Origin of the sequence: Variovorax sp. 54 (assembly GCF_002754375.1) — a bacterium.
GTDB lineage: Bacteria > Pseudomonadota > Gammaproteobacteria > Burkholderiales > Burkholderiaceae_C > Variovorax.
Genome location: NZ_PEFF01000001.1, coordinates 3699773 through 3725213 on the forward strand (window position 1 = coordinate 3699773; position 25441 = coordinate 3725213).

At 68.3% G+C, this 25441-nt stretch carries 20 protein-coding genes; 10 read left to right on the forward strand and 10 right to left on the reverse strand.

Annotation, left to right across the window (positions count from 1 at the left end; genetic code table 11):
* Nucleotides 1–61 precede the first annotated feature (61 nt).
* From leuS to gshB, 8 genes are all read left to right on the forward strand, one after another.
* Entirely contained in the window at nucleotides 62–2692 is a 2631-nt protein-coding gene (gene leuS, locus CLU95_RS17180; protein WP_099794727.1) for a leucine--tRNA ligase, read from the forward strand.
* Between the two features lie 38 nt (nucleotides 2693–2730).
* Nucleotides 2731–3252, forward strand: a complete 522-nt coding sequence (locus CLU95_RS17185; RefSeq protein WP_099794728.1) for an LPS-assembly lipoprotein LptE — start codon at nucleotides 2731–2733, stop codon at nucleotides 3250–3252.
* Between the two features lie 32 nt (nucleotides 3253–3284).
* Entirely contained in the window at nucleotides 3285–4355 is a 1071-nt protein-coding gene (gene holA / locus CLU95_RS17190) for a DNA polymerase III subunit delta (protein ID WP_099794729.1), read from the forward strand.
* A gap of 74 nt (nucleotides 4356–4429) precedes the next feature.
* Nucleotides 4430–5722, forward strand: coding sequence for a glutamate-5-semialdehyde dehydrogenase (locus CLU95_RS17195; RefSeq protein ID WP_099794730.1), 1293 nt, complete (start codon nucleotides 4430–4432; stop codon nucleotides 5720–5722).
* A gap of 184 nt (nucleotides 5723–5906) precedes the next feature.
* Entirely contained in the window at nucleotides 5907–7223 is a 1317-nt protein-coding gene (gshA, locus tag CLU95_RS17200) for a glutamate--cysteine ligase (RefSeq protein ID WP_099794731.1), read from the forward strand.
* Nucleotides 7224–7378: 155 nt separating this feature from the next.
* On the forward strand, nucleotides 7379–9247 hold the full coding sequence (locus CLU95_RS17205; protein ID WP_099797353.1) for a potassium transporter Kup: 1869 nt from the start codon (nucleotides 7379–7381) through the stop codon (nucleotides 9245–9247).
* 40 nt (nucleotides 9248–9287) lie between these two features.
* Nucleotides 9288–10571 (forward strand): benzoate/H(+) symporter BenE family transporter, encoded by a 1284-nt coding sequence (locus CLU95_RS17210; RefSeq protein ID WP_099794732.1) that lies wholly within the window; start codon nucleotides 9288–9290, stop codon nucleotides 10569–10571.
* A complete protein-coding gene (gene gshB / locus CLU95_RS17215; protein WP_099794733.1) occupies nucleotides 10571–11524 on the forward strand; it encodes a glutathione synthase in 954 nt (317 codons plus the stop codon). Before CLU95_RS17210 ends, gshB begins: the two co-directional genes overlap by 1 nt.
* 4 nt (nucleotides 11525–11528) lie before the next feature.
* Here the strand turns inward: gshB and CLU95_RS17220 are convergent, their stop codons facing one another.
* The 6 genes from CLU95_RS17220 to CLU95_RS17245 all read right to left on the reverse strand — a co-directional run bounded on the left by CLU95_RS17220 (nucleotide 11529) and on the right by CLU95_RS17245 (nucleotide 18952).
* A complete protein-coding gene (locus CLU95_RS17220) occupies nucleotides 11529–13727 on the reverse strand; it encodes a TonB-dependent receptor (protein ID WP_099794734.1) in 2199 nt (732 codons plus the stop codon).
* 115 nt (nucleotides 13728–13842) lie between these two features.
* On the reverse strand, nucleotides 13843–14610 hold the full coding sequence (locus CLU95_RS17225; protein WP_099794735.1) for a class II glutamine amidotransferase: 768 nt from the start codon (nucleotides 14608–14610) through the stop codon (nucleotides 13843–13845).
* Nucleotides 14611–14630: 20 nt separating this feature from the next.
* Nucleotides 14631–15251 carry a CHAP domain-containing protein gene (locus tag CLU95_RS17230; protein WP_099794736.1) on the reverse strand — a complete coding sequence of 207 codons (621 nt, stop codon included), beginning with the start codon at nucleotides 15249–15251 and terminating at the stop codon, nucleotides 14631–14633.
* A gap of 67 nt (nucleotides 15252–15318) precedes the next feature.
* Nucleotides 15319–16431, reverse strand: coding sequence for a class II histone deacetylase (locus tag CLU95_RS17235; protein ID WP_099797354.1), 1113 nt, complete (start codon nucleotides 16429–16431; stop codon nucleotides 15319–15321).
* A 15-nt stretch (nucleotides 16432–16446) separates the two neighbouring features.
* A complete protein-coding gene (locus CLU95_RS17240) occupies nucleotides 16447–17430 on the reverse strand; it encodes a Bug family tripartite tricarboxylate transporter substrate binding protein (protein ID WP_099794737.1) in 984 nt (327 codons plus the stop codon).
* Nucleotides 17431–17497: 67 nt separating this feature from the next.
* A complete protein-coding gene (locus CLU95_RS17245) occupies nucleotides 17498–18952 on the reverse strand; it encodes an amidase (RefSeq protein WP_099794738.1) in 1455 nt (484 codons plus the stop codon).
* A 162-nt stretch (nucleotides 18953–19114) separates the two neighbouring features.
* Between CLU95_RS17245 and CLU95_RS17250 the strand changes: the two genes are divergently transcribed.
* Nucleotides 19115–19534 (forward strand): hypothetical protein, encoded by a 420-nt coding sequence (locus CLU95_RS17250; RefSeq protein WP_099794739.1) that lies wholly within the window; start codon nucleotides 19115–19117, stop codon nucleotides 19532–19534.
* Between the two features lie 19 nt (nucleotides 19535–19553).
* Here CLU95_RS17250 and CLU95_RS17255 read toward each other — a convergent pair whose 3' ends face one another.
* Nucleotides 19554–20639: an ABC transporter substrate-binding protein gene (locus CLU95_RS17255; RefSeq protein ID WP_257214647.1), complete on the reverse strand. Its 1086-nt coding sequence runs from the start codon at nucleotides 20637–20639 to the stop codon at nucleotides 19554–19556.
* Between the two features lie 137 nt (nucleotides 20640–20776).
* Nucleotides 20777–22267: a DHA2 family efflux MFS transporter permease subunit gene (locus CLU95_RS17260; protein ID WP_099794741.1), complete on the reverse strand. Its 1491-nt coding sequence runs from the start codon at nucleotides 22265–22267 to the stop codon at nucleotides 20777–20779.
* A 139-nt stretch (nucleotides 22268–22406) separates the two neighbouring features.
* Between CLU95_RS17260 and CLU95_RS17265 the strand changes: the two genes are divergently transcribed.
* On the forward strand, nucleotides 22407–23759 hold the full coding sequence (locus tag CLU95_RS17265) for a zinc-binding metallopeptidase family protein (protein WP_099794742.1): 1353 nt from the start codon (nucleotides 22407–22409) through the stop codon (nucleotides 23757–23759).
* On the opposite strand, the gene CLU95_RS17270 is transcribed toward CLU95_RS17265, so the two are convergent.
* Entirely contained in the window at nucleotides 23750–23968 is a 219-nt protein-coding gene (locus tag CLU95_RS17270) for a cysteine-rich CWC family protein (RefSeq protein WP_099794743.1), read from the reverse strand. The two genes, CLU95_RS17265 and CLU95_RS17270, sit on opposite strands and share 10 nt — an antisense overlap.
* Nucleotides 23965–25227 carry a 6-phosphofructokinase gene (locus tag CLU95_RS17275; protein WP_099794744.1) on the reverse strand — a complete coding sequence of 421 codons (1263 nt, stop codon included), beginning with the start codon at nucleotides 25225–25227 and terminating at the stop codon, nucleotides 23965–23967. Before CLU95_RS17275 ends, CLU95_RS17270 begins: the two co-directional genes overlap by 4 nt.
* Between the last annotated feature and the right edge of the window lie 214 nt (nucleotides 25228–25441).

Genomic DNA, 25441 nt, shown 5'->3' on the forward strand with positions numbered 1-25441 from the left:
CACGCACGGCGCGATAATCCGCCTTCCCGGCCGCCGTCGAGCCGGGCCCTGCCGAGATGTCATGAACCCCAGCTACAAACCCAGCGACGTCGAGTCCGCTGCCCAGGCGCAATGGCGCGCCGCCGATGTCTACCGTGTCACCGAGGACGCGAGCCGCAAGAAGTACTACGCCTGCTCGATGCTGCCGTACCCCAGCGGCAAGCTGCACATGGGCCACGTGCGCAACTACACGATCAACGACATGCTCACGCGCTACCTGCGCATGAGCGGCTACAACGTGCTGATGCCCATGGGCTGGGACGCCTTCGGCCTGCCGGCCGAGAACGCGGCGCTGAAGAACGGCGTGCCACCGGCCAAGTGGACCTACGAGAACATCGCCTACATGAAGGGCCAGCTCCAGGCCATGGGCCTGGCCATCGACTGGAGCCGCGAGATCGCCACCTGCGATCCGAGCTACTACAAGTGGAACCAGTGGCTGTTCCTGAAGATGCTCGAAAAGGGCATTGCCTACCGCAAGACCCAGGTCGTCAACTGGGACCCGGTCGACCAGACCGTGCTGGCCAACGAGCAGGTCATCGACGGCAAGGGCTGGCGCACCGGCGCCACCGTCGAGCGCCGCGAAATTCCAGGCTACTACCTGAAGATCAGCGACTACGCCGAAGAGTTGCTCGAGCACACCCAGCACAAGCTGCCGGGCTGGCCCGAGCGCGTCAAGCTGATGCAGGAAAACTGGATCGGCAAGAGCGAGGGCCTGCGCTTCGCCTTCACGCATGACATCCGGGACGCGAGCGGCAAGCTCATTCAAGACGGCCGCATGTACGTGTTCACCACGCGTGCCGACACCATCATGGGCGTCACCTTCTGCGCCGTCGCGCCCGAGCATCCGCTCGCCGCGCACGCTGCCACGCTCGACCTCAAGGTCGCGGCCTTCATCGAAGAGTGCAAGGGCGGCGGCACGACCGAAGCCGAGCTGGCCACGCAAGAGAAGAAGGGCGTGCCCACGGGCCTGACCGTCAAGCACCCGATCACCGACGAGCAGGTGCCGGTGTGGGTGGGCAACTACGTGCTCATCGGCTACGGCGACGGCGCCGTGATGGGCGTGCCCGCGCATGACGAGCGCGACTTCGCCTTCGCCAACAAGTACGGCATCGAGATCATCCAGGTCGTGCTGGTCGACGACGAGCCGCACTTCGACTATCACAAGTGGCAGGACTGGTACGGCGACAAGCAGCGCGGCGTGACCATCAACTCCGACAACTTCAGCGGCATGACCTACAAGGAGGCCGTGGCCGCCGTGGCGCATGCCCTGGGCCAGAAGGACCTGGGCGAGCTGCAGACCACCTGGCGCCTGCGCGACTGGGGCGTGAGCCGCCAGCGCTACTGGGGCACGCCGATCCCGATCATCCATTGCGACGAACACGGCGCGGTGCCGGTCCCCGAAAAGGACCTGCCCGTGGTGCTGCCGACCGACTGCGTGCCCGACGGCTCGGGCAACCCGCTGAACAAGCACGAAGGCTTCCATGCCGGCGTGGTGTGCCCGGTGTGCGGCAAGGCCGCGCGGCGCGAGACCGACACGATGGACACCTTCGTCGATTCGTCGTGGTACTTCATGCGCTACTGCGACCCGACCAACGACAAGGCCATGGTCGCCGAGGGCGCCGACTACTGGATGCCGATGGACCAGTACATCGGCGGCATCGAGCACGCGATCCTGCACCTGCTGTATGCGCGCTTCTGGACCAAGGTCATGCGCGACCTCGGCCTCGTGAAGGCCGACGAGCCCTTTGCCAAGCTGCTCACGCAGGGCATGGTGCTCAACCACATCTTCTACAACCGTGGCGAGAAGGGCGGCAAGAACTACTTCCCGCCCGCGGACGTCACGCCGGTGCTCGATGCACAAGGTCGCATCACCGGCGGCACGCTGGCCGACGGCACGAAGCTGGAATACGGCGGCGTGGGCAAGATGGGCAAGACCGAACGCAACGGCGTCGACCCGCAGGACCTCATCGAGAAGTACGGCGCCGACACCGCGCGCCTGTACACCATGTTCACCGCGCCGCCCGAAGCCACGCTCGAGTGGAACGACGCGGCCGTCGAAGGCAGCTACCGCTTCCTGCGCCGCGTGTGGAACTACGGCGTGGCCCAGGCCGACGCGGCGCCGGCGGCGCTCGCCGGCCAGAGCTTCGGCAAGCCCGCCCAGGCCTTGCGTCGCGAGGTGCACACCGTGCTGCGCCAGATCGACTACGACTACCAGCGCATGCAATACAACACGGTGGTGTCGGGCGCGATGAAGCTGCTCAACGCGCTCGAAGGCTTCAAGCCCGACGGTAGCGCGGGCGATGCGGCGGCCGCGCGCGAGGGCTTCGGCATCCTGCTGCGCTGCCTCTACCCGGCCACGCCGCACATCGCGCACCAGCTCTGGCAGCAGCTCGGCTACGACAAGGCCTCGGGCGACCTGCTCGACGCGCCCTGGCCCGTGGTCGACGTGGCTGCGCTGGCGCAGGACGAGGTCGAGCTCATGCTGCAGGTCAACGGCAAGCTGCGCGGCAAGCTGCTGGTGCCGGCCGGTGCGTCCAAGGACGAGATCGAACGGCTGGCACTCGCCTGCGACGACTTCGTCAATTTCGCCGAAGGTGCGCCGCCCAAGCGCGTGATCGTGGTGCCCGGGCGCCTGGTCAACGTGGTCATCTGAACCAGACACTGCAGAAGAACGACGGAAACGACAGACGCATGAACATTCGCAATGCCTCGCAGCCGCGCCGCGGCTTTCTCCTGGGCCTCGGCGTCGCGGGGGCTTCGCTGGCCCTGTCCGGCTGCGGCTTCGCGCTGCGCAAGGCGCCGACCTTCGCGTTCAAGACGCTGTCGCTCGAAGGCAATACGGCACTCATCAACCAGCTGCGGCGCGAGCTGCGCGCGGCCGGCAACGTGACGCTGGTGCCCAAGGAAGAGGCCAGCACCGCCGACGCCGTGCTCGTCGTGCTGGGCGAGGACCGCGACCGCTTCGTGATCTCGACCAACTCCGCCGGCCTGCTGCGCGAGTTGCAGCTGCGCCTGCGCATTCGCTTCAGCCTGCGCACGCCGGGCGGCAAGGAATTGCTGGCCGCGTCCGAGGTCTCGCAGACGCGCGACCTGAGCTTCAACGAGACCAATGCGCTGGCCAAGGAAGGCGAGGCCGAGCTGCTGTTCCGCGACATGCAGGCCGACATCGCACAGCAGCTGATGCGCCGGCTGGCCGCAGTGCCGTCCCTGTAAGCGACGCACCCGTTCGCGATTCCGTTCATTTCATGCAACTTGCCAGTGCCCAGCTCGGCGCCCACCTGCAAAAGGGCCTGAAGCCGCTTTACACGATCCACGGCGACGAGCCGCTGCTCGCGCAGGAGGCGGCCGACGCCATTCGCGCCGCCGCGCGCGCCCAAGGCCACACCGAGCGCAGCTCGTACACGGTGGCCGGCGCGCATTTCGACTGGAGCGCAGTGCTTGCCGCCGGGGGCTCGCTCTCACTGTTCGCCGACAAGCAGATCGTCGAGATCCGCATTCCCTCGGGCAAGCCCGGCAAGGACGGCAGCGTCGCGCTGCAGCAGCTGGCCGAGGGCGCGCCCGGCAACGACAGCACGCTCACGCTGGTGATGCTGCCGCGCCTGGACAAGGCCACGCGCACCGGCGCGTGGTTCTCGGCGCTCGAGAACAACGGCGTGAGCCTCCAGGTCGACCCGATCGAGCGCGCCGCGTTGCCGCAATGGATCGCGCAGCGCCTCGGGCTGCAGAACCAGCGCGTGATGCCCGGCGACGAAGGCCAGCGCACGCTGCAGTTCTTCGCTGATCGCGTCGAAGGCAACCTGCTCGCCGCGCACCAGGAAATCCAGAAGCTCGCGCTGCTGCATCCGGCCGGCGAGCTGAGCTGGGAGCAGGTCGAGGGCGCCGTCAACAACGTGGCGCGCTACGACGTGTTCAAGCTCTCCGAGGCCGTGCTGGCCGGCAACCCGCAGCGCGTGGCGCGCATGCTCGACGGCCTGCAGGCCGAGGGCGAGGCCGAGGTGCTGGTGCACTACACGATCGCCGAGGACATCCGCGCCCTCAAGCGCGTGAAGGACGCCATGGCCGCCGGCCGTCCGCTGCCGATGGCACTGCGCGAGAACCGCATCTGGGGCCCGCGCGAGCGCGCCTTCGAGCGCGTGCTGCCGCGCCTGGACGACCGCATGCTGACCCGCCTGCTGCGCGCGGCCCATCTGGTCGACGGCATCTGCAAGGGCCTGAAGCAGCCCGACTGGCCGGCCAGCGGCTGGCAGGCGCTGCAGCGGCTGGCGCTGATGCTGTGCCGCGCCTGCAGCACGGCCGCGGCGCCACGCCGGGCCTGACCTCCTTTTGCCGTCTGTAGGCGGCAAAAGGCCCGCGTCAGCCGGGCCGAAGGTCCGCGTGGGAAAATGCCGACATGAACGCGTTCAACGTCAGCGAGCACATGCAGACCCTCGGTCTGCAAGCCAAAGCCGCTGCATTCCTCATGGCCCGTGCGGATGCAGCTACCAAAAACAGAGCACTGAAGGCGCTGGCCCGGCGCCTGCGCGAAGTCGGCCCCGAGCTGGCTGCAGCCAACGAGAAGGACCTCGCGCGCGCCACCGCCGCCGGCCTGTCGGCCCCGATGGTCGATCGGCTCAAGCTCACGCCCAAGGTCCTCGAGACCGTGGCCGAGGGCTGCGAGCAGCTGGCCGGCATGGCCGACGTGATCGGCGAGATCATCGGCATGAAGCAGCAGCCCAGCGGCATCCGCGTGGGCCAGATGCGCGTGCCGATCGGTGTCTTCGGCATGATCTACGAGAGCCGCCCCAACGTGACCATCGAGGCCGCGAGCCTCGCGATCAAGTCGGGCAACGCCGCCATCCTGCGCGGCGGCTCGGAAGCCATCGAGTCGAACAAGGCGCTGGCGCTGCTGGTGTCCGAGGCGCTGGCCGAAGCCGGCCTGCCGGTCGAGGCGGTGCAGCTGGTGCAGACCACCGACCGCGAGGCCGTGGGCCAGCTCATCGCCATGCCCGAATACGTCGACGTGATCATTCCGCGCGGCGGCAAGGGCCTCATCGAGCGCATCAGCCGCGACGCCAAGGTGCCCGTCATCAAGCACCTGGACGGCAACTGCCACGTCTACGTGGACGACACGGCCGAGTTCGACATGGCGCTGCGCATCGTCGACAACGCCAAGACCCAGAAGTACAGCCCCTGCAACGCCGCCGAAGGCCTGCTGGTGTCGGCTTCGGTGGCCGACCACTTCCTGCCCGAGATCGCCGCCGTCTTCGCCGCCAAGGGCGTCGAAATGCGCTGCGACCCGGCCGCCGCCGCGATCCTGCGCGCCAGCGAGGCGCACCATCCGCAGGCGAAGATTCTCGATGCGGTCGAGTCCGACTGGTCCGAGGAGTACCTGGCCGCCGTCATCAGCGTGAAGGTGGTGTCGGGCGTCGACGAGGCCATTGCGCACATCAACCGCTACTCGAGCCACCACACCGACGCCATCGTCACGCGCGACCACATCAACGCCCAGCGCTTCCTGCGCGAGGTCGATTCGGCCAGCGTGATGGTGAATGCGAGCACGCGCTTCGCGGACGGTTTCGAGTACGGGCTGGGCGCCGAAATCGGCATCAGCACCGACAAGTTCCACGCGCGCGGCCCGGTCGGCATCGAAGGCCTGACCTCGCTCAAGTACGTGGTGCTGGGACAAGGCGAAGTCCGCAGCTAGTCGGGGTCCGAAGGGCCGGGGCCATCGGGCCGGCGGCGCGGCGAGGCCCGTGCCGCGGTGTTCTTGCAACGTGTGTTGTGGATTGGGATGCTTTGTTCTCTTTGGCTGCTTGTCATCGGGGCGGCCATCCCCAAATCCTACAATTCCACTCCACCTTTACGCACAAAACCAACAAGGCCGCTGCATGGTTCCGCATCTCGTCACTGCCCTGACCGGCCCGATCAACGAACTGGAGCAGCGGGTGCTCGACTCGATGCCCGCCATCGAGCGCTGGTTCCGCCTCGAGTGGATGGAGCACACGCCGCCGTTCTACAGCGCCGTCGACATCCGCAACGCGGGCTTCAAGCTGGCTCCGGTCGACACCAACCTGTTCCCGGGTGGCTGGAACAACCTCACCAAGGAAATGCTGCCGCTGGCGGTGCAGGCCGCGCAGGCGGCCATCGAGAAGATCTGTCCGGAGGCGCGCAACCTGCTCGTCATTCCTGAAAATCACTCGAAAAACACCTTTTATCTCGCCAACATCGCGCAACTGGTGCGCATCTTCCACATGGCGGGCCTCAATGTGCGCATCGGCTCCGTCGATCCGGCCATCAAGTCGCCCAAGAAGATCGAACTGCCCAACGGCGAGACCGTGACGCTCGAACCGGTGGTGCGTTCCAAGCGTCGCCTGGGCCTGAAGAACTTCGATCCCTGCACAATTTTGCTCAACAACGAGCTTTCTGCGGGAACGCCCGGCATCCTCGAAGACCTGCACGAGCAGTACCTGCTGCCGCCGCTGCACGCAGGCTGGTCGGTGCGCCGCAAGAGCAACCACCTGCACAGCTACGAAGAGCTGTGCAAGCGCTTCGGCAAGCTGCTGGGCATCGACCCCTGGCTGATCAACCCGATCTACGCGCGCGCCGAAGGCGTCGACGTGGCCGAGGGCCGCGGCATCGACGTGCTCACCAGCCATGTCGACGCGGTGCTCACCAAGGTGCGCCGCAAGTACAAGGAATACGGCATCAACGAGAAGCCCTTCGTGGTCGTCAAGGGCGGCCACAGCGGCAGCGGCAGCCCCGGCGTCGTGACCGTGCGCGACGCGAAGGAGGTCGAGGCGCTCATCGGCAAGTCGCGCACCGCGACCTCGTCGCCCGCCAAGACCAGCGCCGGGCGCGACCTGCGCGAGCCCACCGAGCTGATCGTGCAGGAAGGCGTGCTGACCAACGAGCGCGTGCACAACGGCGTGGCCGAGCCGGTCGTCTACATGATGGACCGCTACGTGGTGGGCGGCTTCTACCGCGTGCACGCCGAGCGCGCCGCCGACGAGAACCTCAAGCAGCCGGGCGCCAGCTACGTGCCGCTGGCTTTCTCGGAAAGCGCGCAGCTGCCGCAACCGGGCGCCAAGCCCGGTGCCAGCGCCCCCAATCGTTTTTACATGTATGGCGTGGTGGGCCGTCTGGCCATGGTCGCGGCCAGTTACGAGATGGAAGCGACCGATCCGGACGCCGAAATCTACGAATGAGCGCCGGGGGCGGGTTGCGGCGCGGGCGGGCAACGGCAAAATAGCGGCCCCACAGCAAAGGAACCCAAAGGGCGGAGGGATGCGCGGCGCGGCCGCGGTACCCCGGCGTGACTGACGCGTCGATCATTGCGAGCCGCCCTTTTCCCATCGACCTCGTGTCAGCCCCCAAAAACATCTCTGCCGGCCTCATCGTCGGCGCCATCGGCGTCGTCTACGGCGACATCGGCACCAGCGTTCTCTATGCGGTCAAGGAAGTCTTCGGTCACGGCCATGTGCCGTTCACCGTCGAGAACGTCTACGGCATCCTGTCGATGTTCTTCTGGACCCTCACGGTCATCGTGTCGATCAAGTACGTCGTGCTCGTGCTGCGCGCCGACAACGAAGGCGAGGGCGGCCTGGTCGCGATGCTTGCGCTGGCCTCCCAGGCCGTGGCCGACAAGCCGAGGCTGCGCCAGCTGCTCCTGATCGTCGGCATCTTCGGCACCTCGCTTTTCTATGGCGACGGCGTGATCACGCCGGCCATCTCGGTGCTGTCGGCGGTCGAGGGCCTGGAGGTGGTGTCGCCGCACTTCAAGCACTACGTGATCCCGATCACCCTGGTCGTGCTGTTCTGCCTGTTCGCGGTGCAAAAGCGCGGCACGGCGGGCATCGGCAAGTTCTTCGGCCCGGTCACGCTGGCGTGGTTCGCGGCCATCGCCGTGCTGGGCGTGTGGCAGATCGGGCACCACCCCGAGATCATCAAGGCGCTGAACCCCTGGTTCGCGCTGAAGTTCATCTGGGACAACCCGGGCACCAGCTTCATCCTGCTGGGCGCCATGGTGCTGTGCGTGACCGGCGCCGAAGCGCTGTACGCCGACCTGGGCCACTTCGGCAAGAAGCCGATCCGCATCGCGTGGTTCTCGGTCGTCATGCCGGCGCTCACGCTCAACTACCTGGGCCAGGGCGCGCTGCTCTTGGAGAACCCCGAGGCCGTGAAGAACCCGTTCTTCATGATGGCACCTGAATGGGCGCTCATTCCGCTGGTGCTGCTGGCCACGCTGTCCACGGTGATCGCCTCGCAGGCGCTCATCACCGGCGCCTTCAGCGTCACGCGCCAGGTGATCCAGCTGGGCTACCTGCCGCGCCTGAACATCGAGCACACCAGCGTGCGCACGGCCGGGCAGATCTACATTCCGCTGGTCAACTGGGGCCTGTTCGTCGCCATCGTGATGGCGGTCGTGATGTTCCGCACCTCCAGCAGCCTGGCCGCGGCCTACGGCATCGCCGTGACCACCGACATGCTGATCACCACGATCCTCACCTTCTTCGTGATCCGCTACGCGTGGAAGCTGCCGCTGGCGCTGTGCATCGGCGCGACCGCGATCTTCTTCGTGGTCGACTTCCTGTTCTTCGCCTCGAACCTGCTCAAGCTGTTCGAAGGCGGCTGGTTCCCGCTCCTGATCGGCGGCGCCGTGTTCACGCTGATGGTCACCTGGAAGGAAGGCCGCCGCCTCATGGGCGAGGCGCAGCACGCCGACGCGATCGACCTGAAGTCGTTCCTGGGCTCGGTGTTCATGAGCCCGCCCGCGCGCGTCGACGGCACGGCCGTGTTCCTCACGGCCGAGCCGGGCGTGGTGCCCAACGCGCTGCTGCACAACCTCAAGCACAACAAGGTGCTGCACGAGCAGAACATGTTCGTCACCGTGCGCAACCACGAGGTGCCCTGGATTCCGATGGACAAGCGCATCGAGATCGAGGCGCTGGGCAACCACTGCTGGCAGATCATGGTGCACTACGGCTTCAAGAACGACATCGACCTGCCGCGTGCGCTGGAGCATGCCCGCATGCGCGGCTGCCAGCTCGAGCCGATGACGACCAGCTACTTCCTCTCGCGCGACGTCGTGATCCCCACGCTGGGCAGCGGCATGGCGCCCTGGCGCGAGAAGCTGTTCGCGCAGATGCACCACAACGCGAGCGGCGCGGCGGCCTTCCTGGGCCTGCCGAACAACGCCGTGGTCGAGCTCGGCTCCAAGATCGAAATCTGAGGCCCGCGGCGCCAGGCCGCGCGCCCGGCAAAATCGCGCCATGCGATTCTTCAAAGACCTGAGCCTTTCGGCCTTCACCGCGGGCTTCGTCGCCGTGCTCGTGGGTTTCACGAGTTCGGTGGCCATCGTGTTCCAGGCCGCCCAGGCCTTCGGCGCCACGCCTGAAATGACGGCCTCGTGGATGTGGGCGCTGGGCATCGGCATGGGGCTGGCTTCGGCGCTGCCTTCGCTGTGGTGGCGCAAGCCCGTCATGATTGCCTGGAGCACCCCCGGTGCGGCGGTGCTGGCCGTGGCCGGCGCGGGCTACGGCATGGGCGAGGCGGTGGGCGCCTTCATCGTCTGCGCGGTGCTGATCGTGCTCGCGGGCGCCACCGGCTGGTTCGAGCGCGTGATGAACAAGATCCCGATGGCCATCGCCTCGGCGCTGCTGGCCGGCGTGCTTGCGCGCTTCGGCATGTCGGCCTTCACGGCGGCGCAGACCGCATTGCCGCTGGTGCTGCTGATGCTCGGCACCTACCTCGTGGGCAAGCGCCTGCTGCCGCGCTACGCGGTGCCGCTCACGCTGCTGGTGGCCATCGCCTTCACGGCCGCGCGCGGCGAGCTGGCGTGGTCGGCTGTGCAGTTCTCGCTCACCTGGCCCGTGTTCACGGCGCCGGTCTTCACCTGGCAGGCCATCGTGAGCCTGGCGCTGCCGCTGTTCGTCGTGACCATGGCTTCGCAGAACCTACCCGGCGTGGCGGCGATCCGCGCCAGCGGCTTCAGCGATCTGCCGGTCAGCAAGCTCATCACCATCAGCGGCCTCGCGACGCTGGTGCTCGCGCCCTTCGGCGCCTTCGCGCTCAACCTGAGCGCCATCACGGCCGCCATGTGCATGGGCCGCGAGGCGCACGAAGACCCGGCGCGGCGCTACACGGCGGCCGTGAGCTGCGGCGCCATCTACGTGGTGATCGGCCTGTTCGGCGCGGCCGTCACGGGCCTGCTCACGGCCTTCCCGAAAGAGCTGGTCGCGGCCATCGCCGGGCTGGCGCTGCTGGGCACCATCGGCGGCGGACTGGCGGCGGCGGTGCGCGACGAGGCGCACCGCGAGGCCGCGCTCATCACCTTCCTGGTCACGCTCTCGGGCGTGACGCTGGCCGGCATCGGCTCCGCCTTCTGGGGCGTCGTGGCCGGCGCGGTGGCGCTGGCGGTGCAGCAGATCGGCCGCGCGCGGGTGCAGGTGCCCGTTGAAAAGGCCCCGGCCGACAAGGACATCGCCGCTTCCGGCAACATGCCGCCAGAAACCCCCTCCACAGCCGCCGTTCCCGGCGCCGGAAAGAACGCCTGATGAAAAACATCCTCTTCGTCGCCGATCCGCTCGATCACTTCAAGATCTACAAGGACACGACCTTCTCGATGATGCGCGAGGCCCAGCGCCGCGGCCACCGCATCGCGGCCTGCTTGCCGCAGGACATCCAGTGGAAGTCCGGTGGGCGCGTCTCGGCCGTGGTGCAGCAGATCACGCTCACCGGCGATGCCAAGGACTGGTACCACGTCGACATCATCGAGTCGAAGGCGCTGAAAGACTTCGACGCCGTGCTGATGCGCAAGGACCCGCCTTTCGACGCCGAGTACATCTATTCGACGCACCTGCTGCAGCAGGCCGAGCGCGAGGGCGCGAAGGTGGTCAACTCGCCGCGCGCGCTGCGCGACCATCCCGAGAAGCTCGCGATCATGGAGTTTCCGCAGTTCGTCACGCCCACGCTGGTCACGCGCAGCGCGCAGGCCGTGCGCGATTTCCATGCCGAGCATGGCGACATCATCCTGAAGCCGCTCGACGGCATGGGCGGCATGGGCATCTTCCGCGTGAAACAAGACGCGCTGAACCTCGGCTCCATCGTCGAGACGCTCAACAAGGACGGCGCCGAAACCATCATGGTGCAGCGCTTCGTGCCCGAGGTGACGCAGGGCGACAAGCGCATCCTGATCATCGCGGGCGAGCCGGCGCCCTTTGTGCTGGCGCGCATTCCGCAGGGCACCGAGGTGCGCGGCAACCTCGCGGCCGGCGGCAAGGGCGTGGCCCAGCCGCTCACGGCGCGCAACCGCGAGATCGCCGAAGCCATCGGCAAGGTGCTCGCGCCGCGCGGGCTGCTCTTGATCGGCCTCGACGTGATCGGCGATTCGGTCACCGAGATCAACGTGACCAGCCCGACCTGCTTTCAGGAGATCACCGAACAGACCGGCTTCGACGTGCCGAAGATGTTCATCGATGCGCTCGAGGCGCACCTGGCCTCGGCCTGAATGATCAGAAGTCGACCGACGCCGACAGCGTGAAGGTGCGCGGCGCACCGAGCACCAGGTAGCCGTTGTTCGGGTAGCCGCCCACCGAAGCCCAGTAATTGCGGTTGGTCAGGTTGTCGATGCGCGCGCGCACCGTCACCAGCTTGCCGGCCACCTCGGTGAGGTAGCGCGCGCCCAGGTCGAAGCGCGTCCAGCCCGGCACGCGCAGCGTGTTGGTGGCGTCCGCATAGCTCGGGCCCGTGGACACCACGCGGCCGTCGAGCGAGAGGCCGCGCACGCCCGGCACGTCCCACTCCACACCGAAGGTGCCCTGCGTCTTCGCGATGCCGATCACTCGGCGGCCGTCGGTCGACGCATTGCCCGTGGCGCGCTGCTTGGCATCGAGGAAGGTGATGCCGCCCATCAGGCGCACGCCCTTGGTCGCTTCGCCGAACGCGGTCAGCTCCAGGCCCTGGTGGCGGTCGCGGCCTTCGGCCACGTAGTAGCCGGCGCTGTTGATGAGGGCGCGCGGCTTGTCGGTCGTGAAGAAGGCCAGGCCACCGCCGATGCGGCCGCCGTCGAACTTGATGCCGATCTCCTTCTGCTTCGACACATAGGGCGAGAGCTGCGTGCCGGCGTTGCGCACGGCGCCGCTGGTCGACACCGTGGGCGCGGTGTCGCCCTTGCTCAGGCCTTCGATGTAGTTCGCGTAGAGCGACACCTGCGGCTGCAGCTTGAACACGAAGCCGGCCATCGGGCTGGTGCGGCTCTTCTCATACGCGGTGGGCTTGCCGGTGTCGTAGGCGAAGTCGGTGCTTTCGAGCTTCTGGCGGCGCACGCCGAGCGTGAGCTGCGCGCGGTCGTCCAGGAACGACAGCGTGTCGCCGATCGCCAGGCTGCTCAGGCGCGTCTGCGTCAGCAGCGCGGGGTTGTCCAGGTCGTTGCCGCGGAACGCGCTCGCCGTGTAGGCCGGAATCGGGTAGCCGACGGGCGCGTACAGGTTGCTCTTCAGGTTGTTGAAGAAGTCCCACTGGTAGGCGTTCTTCTCCTTGAGCTGGTAGTACGAATACGAGGCCACCACCGTGTGGTTCACCGGGCCGGTCGTGAACTTGCCGCGCACGCCGGCTTCGGCCGTGCGGGTGTTGTCCTGGCGCTGGTTCTCGAAGCGCGACATGTTGCCCATGCCGAGGTTGTTCGTCACCGTGAGGCCGGCGAGCGAATTGCCCTCGTGGCTCTTGCGCGCGCCGCCGGCGATCCAGGCCGTCACGTTGTCGGTGATGTCGTACTCGCCGCGCAGCGAGCCGAAGGTGTCGCGCTCGTTGGAGTAGGTCCAGGGCTGCGCGTAGTTGAGCTGGTTGTCGGGTGCCGACGGCACGCGCGTCACGCCGGCGCCGAGCGTCACGTTCGGGCGCGTGCGCGACAGGCGGTGTTCCTGGTGGCCGAGGTCTGCCGAGATGCGCGCGTTGCGGCTGCGCCAGTCGAAGCCGACCGAGGCCACATCGAGCTTCACCTGCTCGGCGTTCACGCCGGTGCCGCCGTCGCGGTGGGCCGCGTTCAGGCGCACGCCCAGGCTCTGGTCGGGCCCGAAGCGGCGCGCGATGTCGGTCGACACATAGCTCTGCGAGCCGCTGGCCGTGCCGAGCGTGACCTGCGTCAGCGGGTCGTTCGGTGCGCGCTTGGGCAGCAGGTTGATGTTGCCGCCGATGCCGCCGCCCGTGGGCGTGGCGCCGTTCAGGAACGCGCTCGCGCCGCGCAGCACCTCGACGCGCTCGAACAGCTCCGACGAGATGTACTGGCGCGGCAGCAGGCCGTACAGGCCGTTGTAGGCGATGTCGTCTGAATTCACCACGAAGCCGCGAATGAAGTACGACTCCTGGAAGTTGCCGAAGCCCCGCGCCACGCGCACCGACGGGTCGTTCTGCAGCACGTCGGCCACGCTCTTGGCCTGCTGGTTCTGGATCAGCTCGTGCGTGTAGCTGGTGCTGGAGAAGGGCGAATCCATCATGTCCTGGTTGCCCAGGATGCCCACGCGCCCGCCGCGCGCCACCTGCCCGCCCGCGAAGGGCTTGGTCAGGCCTTCGGCCGAGGCGTCGGCGCTGGCTTCGACGGTGACGGTGCTCAGCGTGCCGCTGGCGGGTGGCGTCTGCGCCAGGGCCGTCAGGGCGTGAAGGGCCAGCAGCGAGGCGGCCACGGTCGGGCGGAGGAAGAAACGAGGTGCGGACATGAAAGATCGACCGGATGCAAATGAGAACGGTTATTGTTCATTGTTTGCACTCACTCATCGATACTTTCTTGCACTGTTGCAAAAAAGTGTCAGCCAAAAGACTGAGTTTTTCGCCTCAGCGTGGCATCCGTTGGCCGTCCACGAACACATGCAACTCACCCGAGGTGAAGGGCGTCCAGGTCTCGTTGGTGGTGAGCGGCGCCGTCACCACCACGGCCACGCGGTCGGTGGGCGTGGTGTGCTGGGCGAAGTCGATGGCCAGGTCTTCGTCCGAGAGCTGCGCCGTCACGAAGGGATGGCGGCGTTCCACGTACCAGAGGTTGGTGGAGGCATGCGCCCACAGCGCCTGCCCGTTCGACAGCATGAAGTTGAAGGTGCCGTGCGCCGCGAGCTGCGGCGCCAGTTCGCGCAGCGTGAGCGTGAGCTCCTCGACGCTGGGCACGCCCGCGTGCGACTTGGCCAGCTCCTGCATGATCCAGCAGAAGGCGTGCTCGCTGTCGGTGTTGCCCACCGGGTGGAAGTTGCCGTGCAGGCGCGGGCGAAAGTCCTTCAGGTCGCCGTTGTGGGCGAACACCCAGTAGCGGCCCCACAGCTCGCGCACGAAGGGGTGGCAGTTCTGCAGATTCACTTCGCCCTGCGTCGCCTTGCGGATGTGCGCGATGACGTTGCGGCTTTGAATCGGGTAGCGCCGGATCAGCTCCGCCACCGGCGACTCGCAGGCCGGCTGGTGGTCGACGAAGTGGCGCAGCCCGCGGTCCTCGAAGAACGCGATGCCCCAGCCGTCGGCATGGTGGTCGGTGCGGCCACCGCGCTGCGCGAACCCCGTGAAGCTGAAGGTCACGTCGGTCGGCGTGTTGCAGTTCATCCCTAGCAATTGGCACATGGCTGTGATTAGACCGCGATTCAGAGTTGGGAGGAGGAGGCGGGCAGCCGCAGCCACCCGAGCACGCGTTCGGTGCCCAGGTGCGTGCGCCCCTCAGCGAGCGCCAGCGGCAGGCGCTCGCGCGAGGTGCCGAAGGGCCCGGGGTTCTGCTGCACGATCTCGACCGCGTCGGCGTCCACGCGCGACACGATCGCCACATGGCCGTAGGGATTGAAGAGCCACGGCGCGAACACGACGATGTCGCCCACGGCCGGCGCGCTCGCGCCGCCGTTGCGGTGCTGCACCAGGTTGCGCGCCGTGTTCAGCGCGCCGTCTGCCACGGCCGCGTCGAAGAAGGCCTTGGCGTGCCCCCGCGCCTCGGGCATGCGGTGCTGGTGGCGCTCGTAGTAGTAGCGCTTGACGAACTCCACGCACTGCCAGCGCAGGCCGATGTTGTAGCCGTCGGGCGCGAGGCTGCGGCCGTCGACGTGGTTGATGGCGCCGTTGTAGTACACCGGCACGCCCTCGAACTGGTCGATCACCTCGCCGGGCGCATGCGTCGGGTTGACGTTGAAGCGGCTCGCGGCCCACAGGCCGAGCAGGGCGACGAGAACGAGGGCAGCGAGAACGACGACGGCGCGGCGGGTGATGAAACGGGGCATGGACTTTGAAGCAGGCAGCGCGGCCCCCCACGGGCCGTCGCCGACGAGCTTAGTCCATGCGACCGGATCAAAAGCCGTGCAACGCCGCCATCTCGCCCATCAATTCACGCTGGAACGCATCGAAGCGCGCCGACGGTTGCTGCAGCCCGAAGAACTCGCTGAACGGGTCTTCCACCTCGGTGCGGTGCCCCGACAGCTCTTCCACCACCGCCAGCCCGCAGAAGGGCACGCAGGCTTCCGAGTAGCCGCCTTCGTGCACCACCACCACGCGCCCGTCGCAGTGCTTCGCGGCCAGCGCGTTGACCTGCCGCATCATCTGGCGGAACGACTCGGGGTGCAGCTGCATGCGCGCCAGCGGATCGACGCCGTTGGCGTCCAGCCCGCTCGCCACCACGATCAGCTCGGGCTGGTAGCGGTCGATCACCGGCGTCACGATGCGCTCGAAGGCATGCATGTAGGCCGCGTGCCCGCCGCCGGGCTGCAGCGGAATGTTGACGTTGAAGCCCAGCCCCGCGCCCGTGCCGCGGTCTTCGGCGCCGCTGTAGCCCGGGGGAAAGCAGTTTTCCTGGTGCAGCGACAGCGTGAGCACGTCGGGGCGGTCGTAGAAGATTTCCTGCGTGCCGTTGCCGTGGTGCACGTCCCAGTCGATCACGGCCACGCGGCCCAGGCCGTGGCGCGCCTTCATGGTCTCGATGGCGACCGCGATGTTGTTGAACAGGCAGAAGCCCATGCTGTGCTCGCGCAGGCAGTGGTGGCCCGGCGGTCGCGTGAGCGCAAACGCGTTGCGGTGGCGGCCCTGCAGCACGCTGTCCATCGCGGCAATGGCCAGGCCGGTCGAGAGCTTCGCGATCTCGTAGCTGCCCGGGCCGAAGGGCGCCACCTCGCCCAGGTCGCCGCCGCCGGCATCGCTGGCGGCCTTGAACTTCTGCAGGTAGCCGGCGGGATGCACGCGCTGCAGGTCTTCTTCGCTGGCCATCGGCGCGCTCAGCACATCGAGTTGCGCGGTGAGGCCCGACACGTCCATCAACGACTTGATGCGGCGCTTGGAGTCGGGCGACTCGGCCATGCCGCTGCCGGCCATGGGCTGCACCCAGCCGCCCACCGGCAGGAACAGCGCATGCAGCCCGCCGGGCACATGCCAGAAGGTGCGTTCGTCGTGAAAGAAGGCGGTGGTCTTCATGTCTTTCATCTCTCTTTACTCCGGGCGAAGTTGGACGGACTTGGCGATGGCGCGGTAGCGCACCATGTCGGCCTGGTAGTCGCGGCGCAGCTCGGCCAGCGTCTGTTCGGGCGCCACCTTGCTGCCGCCGAGCTCCAGCGCGCGGCGCAGCTCGGGCTTGTGCATCATCTGGTTGAAGGCCGTGTGCAGCCGTTGCTGCGCTTCTTCGGGCACGCGGTGCGACACCTGGATGCCCGCCCACAGGCTGTAGACGAAATCGTCCAGGCCCTTGCTGTTGCGGATCAGCGGAATGGCCGTGAAGCGCTCGTGCGGCGCCGAGGCCGCGATGCCCAGTGCCTTGACCTTGCCGGCGTCCAGCAGGTCGGGCACGTTGCCGGCCAGCGGTGCAAACACCAGGTCGATCTGCCCGCCCAGCAGGTCGTTCACCAGCGGCGCGAAGCCCTTGTAGGGCACGTGCAGCATCTTCGTGCCCGTCTGCTGCATGAAGCGCTCGCCCAGCAGGTGATACAGCGAGCCGGGGCCGATGCTGCCGTAGCTCAGCTCCTTGGTGCCGGGCCGGCGCAGCAGCGCGATGAGTTCGTCGACGCTGCCTGCGCCCAGGTCCTTGCGCGCCAGCAGCACCATCGAGGTGACGGCCATCACACCGATGGGCCGGAAGTCTTCGGCCTTGTAGCGCGCGCTGCTGAGCGTGAGCGGCGTGAGCATCAGCTCCATCGGCGAACCCAGCAGCAGCGCCGAGCCGTCGGCCGGTGCGTTCGCCGCCTTCATCACGCCGAGCGAGCCGCTGGCGCCGGGCACGTTGTCGACGATGGCCGGCTGGCCCAGCAGCCGCGACAGTTCGGGCGCGGCCAGCCGCGCGTTGATGTCGGAGCCGCCGCCCGCGGGGTAGGGCACGATCAGGTTCAGGGTCTTGCCCCCCAGGCCCTGGGCCAGGGCGGACAGGGCAAAGGGGGACAGGCCGACGGCCAGGCCGGCAGCCATCAACGAACGTCTGCGCATGGGTTCTCTCCTCGGGTTGTGTGTGATGTGTCGGAGTACGGAAACGGGGGGCTTGCTGTTGCTACGGCTACTGCAGCAGCAGCGGCGATTGCACGTTCGCGAAGGGCACGGCCTGGTGCCAGCCGTGCGCCATGCGCAGCACGTCGAGGTCGGCGCCGGGGCGACCGATGAGCTGCAGGCCCATCGGCAGGCCGCGCGTGCCCTCGGCCTGCGAGAAGCCGGCCGGGATCGCCATCGCGGGCAGGCCGGCGAGCGACGGGCCGATCGTCACTTCCATCCAGCGGTGGTAGGTGTCCATGGCGCGGCCGCCGACCTCGCGCGGCCAGTGCGTGTCGACCGGCAGCGGGAACACCTGCGCGGCCGGCAGCACCAGGAAGTCGAAGCGTTCGAAGAGCTGCAGCAGCGCGGCATGCCACTGCGTGCGCGTGACAGCCGCCTCATGCAGCGCGGCGGCGCTCAGGCGCTCGCCCTTTTCGATTTCCCAGCAGGCCTCGGGCTTGAGCTGCGCGCGCGTGGCCGGGTCGGCATGCAGCCCGCGCAGCGCACCGGCCACGATGAAGCCGCGCAGGCGCAGCCAGGCGGTCCACAGGGCGTTGAAATCGAAAGCGGGCACAGCGGGCGCAACGCTGCAGCCCAGCGTGTCGAAATGCCGCAGCGCCGATTCGCACAGCGCCATCACGCCCGGGTCCATCGGCAGGTGGCCGCCAAGGTCGCCGAGCCACGCGACGCGCTTGCCGCGCAACTCTGCATCGAGCGGCTGCGCGAAGACCTCGCCGTCGCCCGCCAGACTCAACGGCGAACGCGCGTCATAGCCGGCCTGCACCGACAGCAGCCAGGCCACGTCCTCGGGCGTGCGGCCCATCGGCCCTTCGCAGCCCAGCTGCTGGAAGAACAGCTCCGGCCCCGGCCCGATGGGCACGCGGCCCAGCGAAGGCCGCAGGCCGTAGACGTGGTTCCAGGCTGCGGGGTTGCGCAGCGAGCCCATCATGTCGCTGCCGTCGGCCACCGGCAGCATGTGCAGTGCGAGTGCCACTGCGGCGCCGCCGCTGCTGCCGCCGGCCGCGTGGTCGAGGTTCCATGCGTTGCGCGTGGTGCCGAACACCGTGTTGTAGGTGTGCGAGCCCAGTCCGAACTCGGGCGTGTTGCTGCGCCCCACGAACACGGCGCCGGCGCGGCGCAGGCGCTCGACCATGATCGCGTCGTGCGGCGTGACCTGCTTCGCGAACACCGGGCTGCCCATGGTGGTGGGCAGGCCGGCGGTGGCGACGAAGTCTTTCGGCGCCATCGGGAAGCCGTGCAGCCGGCCCACCGCGTCGCCACGTGCGAGCTGTGCATCGCAGGCATCGGCCTGGCGCAGCATCTCCTCGGGCGCTTGCAGCGAGACCAATGCGTTGACCTGCGGGTTGAGGCGGTCGATGCGCGCGAGGCAGGTCTGCATCAGTTCGCGGCACGAGAGCTCGCGGTGTTGCAGGGCGGCGGCGAGCGCGCGGGCGCTCGGCAAGGGCGGCAGGGTGGCGGACATATGGCGATCGACGATAGCGATCGCCTTGCCACGCCGGTATCAAGAATCGGCAAAGTTGCGGGCGGCCAGACCCCGGGATTCCCCTTGGCCGGCAGGCCGCCGACGGTGCCGCACGAGCGCCCGCCCGGGCGTATGCTTGCGCGCCGCGGAGGGTTTTCAAAGATGCTTCCCATCGTCGTTGCGCTCATGGCGACCGTCATCCTGCTGGTCTGGATGGGGTTCTTCATGATGGGCTCGCTGCCCTTGCTCGTGCTCTCGCACGACACCCCGCTGGACTCGCGCTTCATCCGCGGCCTGTTCAACGTCTACTACGTGGCCGTGGTGCTGACCGCGAGCGCGGCGGCGCTCAGCTATGCGTGGTGCGGCAAGCCCGTCTTCGCCGTCGGCATGGCCCTCATCGCCGGCCTGGCGTTCGCGCTGCGCCGCTGGCTCATCATTCCGCGCATGGACGTGCTGCGCCACACGATCCCGGCGACGGGCACGTCGATCGTGCAGTTCCGCAAGCTGCACATCACGGGGATGGTGTTGAACGTGATGCAGCTGGGCACGGTGGCCTGGGCGCTCACGCAACTGGGGCTGTGAGCGGGGCCAGCCTCTGTCTCTAACGCAGGAACCGCCCTTCCTTCGTCACCCGCACCATCTCGATGAAGCGCGAGCCCGTGTTGCTCGCGCCCGTGAAGTCGATCTCCATGTTGCCGATGCGCAGCTTCATCGCCTTCAGCGTGGCGTGCAGCTTTGCGCGCGTGAGGTCGCGGCCGGTGCGTCGCAGGGCTTCGATCATCACGAGCGCGTTCACATAGCCCTCGTAGCTCAGGTAGCCGATGTCGACCTTGGCGCGCTCGGCCAGCTGGCGGTATTCGCGGGCGGTGGCGTCGACCTCGCTCCAGGGGTAGGGCACGATCTGCGAGATGGCCAGGCCGCTGGTCTTGTCGCCGACGAGCTTGGCGGTGACGTCGCCCGGCACGATCGACATGCCGTAGAACATCTGGCGACCGCCGGCGGTCCAGGCGCTCTTCATGACCTCGCCGCCGATGCCGCCGCCCAGGTACATGAGCACGGCTTGCGCCTGGCTGTCGGCCAGGGCCTTGCCCGCGGCCTCGTTGGTCGTGCCGTCGCCTTTGACGGGCACCGCGGCCACAGGCTTGAGCTTGAGCGTGTCGAGCGCGGCCTCGACCAGCCGCGCCACTTCGGCGCCGCCGGGGTTGTCGAGGTAGGCCACGGCGATGCGCGAGACGCCGATGGTCGTCAGGTGCTGCACCAGCGCCTGCGCCTCGCGCGCGAAGGTGGCGCGCACGAAGTAACCCGCGCCCGCGACCTTCTCGCGTGCCGAGTCCGACACCGCATAGCCGCCGACCATCGGCGCGCCGCTCTGGCCCAGCACCTTGGCCGCGGCGGCCGTGGTGCCCGAGCCCACGCAGCCGAAGAAGGCGAAGGCGCGGTGCTCGGCGAGCAGCTTCTCGTAGTTGGCGACGGCTTTCTCGGGCTTGAGTTCGTCGTCGAGCGAGACCAGCTTGAGCTTGCGGCCCGCGAGCCCGCCCTGCGCATTGACTGCGTCGAAGGCCAGTCCGGCGCCGGCCATCACGACCTTGATCGGCGCGCCCAGCGGGCCGCTCAGGATGCCGGTGTGGCCGAGCACGATCTCGCCGTCGCTGACGCCGTTCTCGGCGGCCAGGGCGGTGGAGGTCAAGGAAAAGAGGGGGCCGAGTCCGGCCGTCGCCGCGGCCGAGGCGGCGAGAAAACGTCTGCGATGCATGGAACCGATTCCGCTTTTAGATACAACTGATAACAATTGAAAGCGAAAGCGGCCTCTTGTGCCGCCGGGGTTTACCCCCTGTGTTGTGCCGTGTCCTCGTCGGGTTTCTCGCGCAGCTGCCAGGCCGCGCAGACGGCCAGCGCGCACAGGCCGGCCAGCATCAGGAACACCTCGTCGAAGGCGGCCAGCCGCGCCGGGGTGCTCACCGGGTTGGCGAGCGAGTCGCCGTGCGCGGCCAGGCGCCATTCGAGAATGATGGCGCACAGGCTCACGCCGACCGCGCCGCCGAGCATGCGCACGAAGCTGATTGCGCTCGCGCCCTGCGGAATGAGCGGCTTGGCCAGCGGGCGCATCGACCCCAGGTTGAGCGAGGGCAGGATGAAGCCCAGCCCGATGCGCCCGACGATCGCGAACACCACCAGCAGCCACAGCGGGCTGTCCAGCCGCAGCACGGCCATGAGCGCGAACGACACCGCCAGCAGCGCCAGGCCGATGCTCACCAGCAGCCAGGTCGGTTGCTTGTCGGCCAGCCGGCCCACGCCCGCGATGGTGAAGGCCAGCACGATGCCGGCCGGCAACAGGGTGGTGCCCACGTGCGAGGCCGACAGGTGCAGCCCCACCTGCATGTACACGGGCAGCAGGTAGGTCGAGCCGAACAGCGCGGTGCCGTAGATGAAGGCGACCAGGCTGCCCATGGCGAACTGGCGGTAGCGAAAGAGCGCGAGGTTCATGAGCGGCGCGCCGCCCGAGGCCATGAGCCGGCGCTGCCACCACACGAAGGCGGCAAAGGCGATGAGCGCACCGGCCAGCAGCAGCGCGGCCTGCAGCGGCGAATCGCCGCGCAGCTCGACCAGCCCGTTCAGCAGGCACAGCGTGCCCACGGTGCCCAGCGCCAGCCCGCGTGCATCGAGCCCGCTGCCGCGCGTGGCGGCCACGCCGCCGGGCGCGGTCTTGGGCACGAACTTGTAGGCCAGCCAGACCGAGGCCAGGCAGAAGGGCACCACCATGAAGAAGATCGAGCGCCAGCCGAACAGGTCGACCAGCACGCCGCCGATGCTCGGCCCGATGGCCGGCGCCAGCACCACGCCCATGCCGAAGATGCCGCTGGCACGCCCCTGCTCGTGCGGCTCGAAGGCGCGCAGGATGATGATGGCCGGAATGGGCTGCACCACGCCCGCCGCCAGCCCCTCGGCCACGCGCGCCAGCAGCACCAGCGGGTAGTGGTTGGCCAGCCCGCCGACGATGCCACCGGCCAGCAGCAGGAGCATCGTGCCGACGTAGGTGCGCCGGTAGCCGTAGCGCGACAGCAGCCAGGGCGTGGTGAGCATCGACACCGTCATCGCCACCATGAAGCCCGAGCTCACCCACTGCGCGCGCTCCTGGCCCAACGCAAAGTGGTGGCTAATGTCGGGGATCGCCACGTTGACGATGGTCGAGGACATGATGGACGCCATCGTGCCGACCATGACCGACAGCAGCAGGTACCAGCGGTAGCGCTCGCCGTAGCGGGCGCGCAGGGCGCCCATGGAGGGCGGCGTGTCGGGTGTGTGTGGGGAGGTCATGGGGCGGCGCAGGGACGGTCGCGGGTCCGTCGTCCTACAAGCATATCGGTGTTTGCGCGGCCGACGCCACACGCGCGGGTCGCACAATGCGGCGGCTGTCCCCAGTGCGTCAAGTCACTATCAAAAGAACAAACAAGCCATGAACCCGTCGATCCAAGAACCCATCAATGACCCGACCGACCCCGTCGATCCTGTCTTGCCGGATGCCGCCCCCACGCTCGCGTCCGAACTCGCCGCGCCCACCGTCAGCCGCGCCTACCGCTGCCAGTGCGGGCGCCCCGTGTTCCTGCGCAACAGCAGATGCCTGGCCTGCCTCACGCCGCTGGGCTATGTGATCGACCGGCTCGGCGTGGTGCCGCTGGCACCGGCCGAAGGCGAGGGCGCCTTGCCCGACACCTTCACCGTCTTCGGCGACCCGCACGGCGCCACCTACCGCCGCTGCGCCAACCTCATGACGCCGGCCGCCTGCAACTGGATGGTGGCGCAGCCGCGCGAGGGTGAAACCATTCCCGCCGACACGCAGGGCCACGCGCCCGGCTACTGCCTGTCGTGCAGCGTCACGCGCACGATTCCCGACCTGTCGGTGGCGGCCAACGGCGAGCTCTGGTGCAAGCTCGAGCAGGCCAAGCGCCGGCTGATCTCGCAGCTGCTCGCGCTCGGCCTGCCGGTGGTGAGCCGCCATGCCGATCCGGTGCACGGGCTGGCCTTCGACTTTCTCAGCAACATGCCGGGCGCCCCGCACGTGATGACGGGCCACGAGCACGGGCTGATCACCCTGAACGCCGAGGAGGCCGAAGACGCGGTGCGCGAGCGCATCCGCGCCGAGATGCACGAGCCCTACCGGACGCTGCTGGGCCACTTCCGCCACGAGATCGGCCACTACTACTGGGACCTGCTGGTGCTGCCCACGCGCTGGATCGACGACTACCGCGCGCTCTTCGGCGACGAGCGCGCCGACTACGGCGCCGCGCTGCAGCAGCACTACGAGCAGGGCCCGCCGCCCGACTGGGCGCAGCGCTTCGTCAGCAGCTACGCGAGCATGCACCCATGGGAAGACTGGGCCGAGACCTGGGCCCACTACCTGCACATGGCCGACACGGCCGACACGGCGATGAGCTTCGGCATCGACGCGAGCAATGTGGAGCTGCAGAACGATTTGTTCACCGCCGCCGACCTGTGGCAGCCCGAGCATCCCGACGCCACGAAATTCCTGGACTTCATCAACGGCTGGGTGCTGCTGACCAGCATGCTCAACGAGCTGTCGCGCAGCATGGGCCAGCCCGACTACTACCCCTTCGTGCTGCCGCGCGCGGCGGTGGGCAAGCTGCAGTTCATCCACGGCGTGATCACCGCGCAGCGCAGCGGCACGGCGCCGACGATGGTGATGGCGGGGGATGTGGCGGCGCCTGCGGCGGAGGTGGTCGAGCCTGCGCCGATGCAGTCGCAATCCCAATCTCAAACCCAGTCGCAGGGCGACGTCGCTCAGTCCTGAAGCGGCGGCAGGCCCGCGGCGCAGCGCGCGCAGATGCAGGCCTGCCCGCGCAATGCCGGCGGCAGCGTGTCGAGCGGGGCCAGCGAAAAGTCGGCGGCCATGCACCAGCAGGGCGGCTGCGCCTGCCCGGTCTCGCGTTCGACCTCCATCGCGCAGCGGTTCGCCTCGCCGCACAGCGGGCAGTGCGCGGTGTCGATGACAACCGTCATGCGAGCGCGAAGGCCGGCAGCTTCTTCGGCACCGCCACGTTGCGCAGCGTCGCGTACACCGGCAGGCCGTCGCGGTAGGCGGGATAGTCCTCGCCCGCGATCAGCGGCAGCAGGTAGCGGCGGCACTTCTCGGTGATGCCGTAGCCGTCGTCCGAAATGAAATCGCGCGGCATCGGCTTCTCGACATTGGCGACCGCTTCGAGCGGCGCCGCACCCAGCGTGTACGCGTAGGGCACGTCGCTCGTGCGCTCGATGGTCGGCATCACCGCGTTGCGGCCTTCGAGCGCGAGCTCGACCGCGCGCTGGCCCAGTTCGTAGGCCTGCTTCACGTCGGTGGCCGAGGCGATGTGCCGCGCCGCGCGCTGCAGGTAGTCGGCCACCGCCCAGTGGAACTTGTGGCCCAGCGCTTCCTTCACCATCTGCGCGACCACCGGCGCTGCGCCGCCGAGCTGCGCATGGCCGAAGGCATCGCGTGCGCCCTGTTCGGCGAGGAAGGTGCCGTCGGGGTGGTGGCAGCCTTCGGACACCACGACCGAGCAGTAGCCGTGCTGCTGCACCAGCGCATCGACGCGCGCCAGGAAACGGGCCGCATCGAATTCGATCTCGGGGAACAGCACCACCACCGGAATGCCATGGTCGGCCACCAGCCCGCCGGCCGCGGCGATCCAGCCCGCGTGGCGGCCCATCACCTCGAGCACGAACACCTTGGTGGAGGTGGCGGCCATCGAGCGCACGTCGAACGAGGCCTCGAGCGTGGACACCGCCACGTACTTCGCGACCGAGCCGAAGCCCGGGCAGCAGTCGGTCAGCGGCAGGTCGTTGTCGATGGTCTTGGGCACGTGGATGGCCTGCAACGGGTAGCCCATCGACTGCGACAGCTGGCTCACCTTGAAGCAGGTGTCGGCCGAGTCGCCACCGCCGTTGTAGAAGAAGTAGCCGATGCCGTGCGCCTTGAAGACCTCGATCAGGCGCTCGTATTCACGGCGATTCTTCTCGAGCGACTTGAGTTTGTAGCGGCACGAGCCGAACGCGCCGGAGGGCGTGGTGCGCAGTGCCGCAATCGCGTCGGCCGGCTCGGCGCTGGTGTCGATCAGGTCTTCGGTGAGCGCACCGAGGATGCCGTTGCGACCGGCATAGAGCGTGCCGATGCGGTCCGGGTGCTGGCGCGCCGTCTCGATCACGCCGCAGGCCGAGGCGTTGATGACCGAGGTGACACCGCCCGACTGGGCATAGAAGGCGTTGAGGATGGCAGTGCTCATGGGGCAAATCTCCGTGCGGGTACGCGACCGGCGCAGGGTGGCAACGCTTCGCGGGAAGGCCATTCTGGCGCAGTCGCCGGCCGCAGGCCAATGGCCTGCTTGGCAATTTCGCGCGATTACAGTTCGTTGCTGTGCGTCGGCCATGAAGGCCACGCACATGGCGTGCGACCCGGTCCGCGCCGTCCCTTTCCATTTGCAGGCACACCCATCATCC

What these genes read in the sequence shown, in the direction of transcription:
- leuS (WP_099794727.1), top strand. Translation starts at nt 62, where the DNA reads ATGAACCCCAGCTACAAACCCAGCGACGTCGAGTCCGCTGCCCAGGCG.
- CLU95_RS17185 (WP_099794728.1), top strand. Translation starts at nt 2,731, where the DNA reads ATGAACATTCGCAATGCCTCGCAGCCGCGCCGCGGCTTTCTCCTGGGC.
- holA (WP_099794729.1), top strand. Translation starts at nt 3,285, where the DNA reads ATGCAACTTGCCAGTGCCCAGCTCGGCGCCCACCTGCAAAAGGGCCTG.
- CLU95_RS17195 (WP_099794730.1), top strand. Translation starts at nt 4,430, where the DNA reads ATGAACGCGTTCAACGTCAGCGAGCACATGCAGACCCTCGGTCTGCAA.
- gshA (WP_099794731.1), top strand. Translation starts at nt 5,907, where the DNA reads ATGGTTCCGCATCTCGTCACTGCCCTGACCGGCCCGATCAACGAACTG.
- CLU95_RS17210 (WP_099794732.1), top strand. Translation starts at nt 9,288, where the DNA reads ATGCGATTCTTCAAAGACCTGAGCCTTTCGGCCTTCACCGCGGGCTTC.
- gshB (WP_099794733.1), top strand. Translation starts at nt 10,571, where the DNA reads ATGAAAAACATCCTCTTCGTCGCCGATCCGCTCGATCACTTCAAGATC.
- CLU95_RS17220 (WP_099794734.1), bottom strand. Translation starts at nt 13,727, where the DNA reads ATGTCCGCACCTCGTTTCTTCCTCCGCCCGACCGTGGCCGCCTCGCTG.
- CLU95_RS17225 (WP_099794735.1), bottom strand. Translation starts at nt 14,610, where the DNA reads ATGTGCCAATTGCTAGGGATGAACTGCAACACGCCGACCGACGTGACC.
- CLU95_RS17230 (WP_099794736.1), bottom strand. Translation starts at nt 15,251, where the DNA reads ATGCCCCGTTTCATCACCCGCCGCGCCGTCGTCGTTCTCGCTGCCCTC.
- CLU95_RS17235 (WP_099797354.1), bottom strand. Translation starts at nt 16,431, where the DNA reads ATGAAGACCACCGCCTTCTTTCACGACGAACGCACCTTCTGGCATGTG.
- CLU95_RS17240 (WP_099794737.1), bottom strand. Translation starts at nt 17,430, where the DNA reads ATGCGCAGACGTTCGTTGATGGCTGCCGGCCTGGCCGTCGGCCTGTCC.
- CLU95_RS17245 (WP_099794738.1), bottom strand. Translation starts at nt 18,952, where the DNA reads ATGTCCGCCACCCTGCCGCCCTTGCCGAGCGCCCGCGCGCTCGCCGCC.
- CLU95_RS17250 (WP_099794739.1), top strand. Translation starts at nt 19,115, where the DNA reads ATGCTTCCCATCGTCGTTGCGCTCATGGCGACCGTCATCCTGCTGGTC.
- CLU95_RS17260 (WP_099794741.1), bottom strand. Translation starts at nt 22,267, where the DNA reads ATGACCTCCCCACACACACCCGACACGCCGCCCTCCATGGGCGCCCTG.
- CLU95_RS17265 (WP_099794742.1), top strand. Translation starts at nt 22,407, where the DNA reads ATGAACCCGTCGATCCAAGAACCCATCAATGACCCGACCGACCCCGTC.
- CLU95_RS17270 (WP_099794743.1), bottom strand. Translation starts at nt 23,968, where the DNA reads ATGACGGTTGTCATCGACACCGCGCACTGCCCGCTGTGCGGCGAGGCG.
- CLU95_RS17275 (WP_099794744.1), bottom strand. Translation starts at nt 25,227, where the DNA reads ATGAGCACTGCCATCCTCAACGCCTTCTATGCCCAGTCGGGCGGTGTC.